This is a genomic window from Kosmotoga sp., from assembly GCF_982836095.1.
Genome location: NZ_CEYIHJ010000029.1, coordinates 7,463 through 8,323 on the forward strand (window position 1 = coordinate 7,463; position 861 = coordinate 8,323).

1 protein-coding gene and 1 pseudogene are annotated in these 861 nt (G+C 39.1%); both read right to left on the reverse strand.

What is annotated here, in order from left to right; all coding sequences use genetic code 11:
• Nucleotides 1-719, reverse strand: a 719-nt coding sequence (gene amrS / locus AC3LHT_RS03455) for an AmmeMemoRadiSam system radical SAM enzyme (RefSeq protein ID WP_488661991.1), incomplete at its 3' end; no start/stop codon positions are given.
• A 22-nt stretch (nt 720-741) separates the two neighbouring features.
• Nucleotides 742-861, reverse strand: a pseudogene (locus tag AC3LHT_RS03460) (AMMECR1 domain-containing protein); the annotation flags it as partial.

An 861-nucleotide genomic window follows, 5' to 3' on the forward strand; every position in this document is an offset into this window, starting at 1 on the left:
ACATCAGGTGAGAGTGATGAAATCCACCTGACTTCTTCAGCCATGTCTTCAGTTGAGTCATTTTCGCCGGGAATAACTAATGTTGTGAGTTCAACATGGATACCCGCTTCCAGCGCTTTTTCGATAGTTTTCATAACGTATTTTTTCTCGCCGCCAAGTTTTCTATATAACTCCGGGTTCCAGCCTTTAAGGTCAATATTCATAGCATTAACTGACTGCACTAATAAGCCAAGAGGTTCTTCCTCGATATAACCATTGGTTACCAATACAATTTCGATGCCTTCTCGTATAGCATTCCTGGCGGTATCGAGAATAAATTCAAAAAAAACCGTGGGTTCATTGTATGTAAAGGCAAGGCCAAAAGATTCACGACTTTTTGCGATCTCAATTAACTGATCTGGAATAACACGATTTATGGTCTTGGGCCTTTGCTTTGAAATTTCCCAATTTTGGCAGAAGTCGCATTGCAAATTGCAGCCCCAAGAGCCGACCGAAAGTATTTCTGAACCAGGATAATAATGGTACAGAGGCTTCTTCTCAATAGGGTCCATCGCGATCGATGTAAGTTCACCATAATTCAGAGAATACATCATACCTTTGATATTCTTTCTGGCTTTACATATACCTACCTGCCCAGGTTTAATAACACATCTATTGGGGCAGAGCATACATTGTAAAACATCATCATCCAGCTCGTTAAAATATATAGCTGGTTTCATCAAATCACCCCTATATTATAGTTCAATAATATCTCTTGGCGGTAAACCTGTAAATTTTGTAATCTTCATCTGGAGAAATTCCAGCTTTCATCAAAGCTATTTTAAGCTGCTTTTCAATAGTATCAACTTCCGACAGATTTGG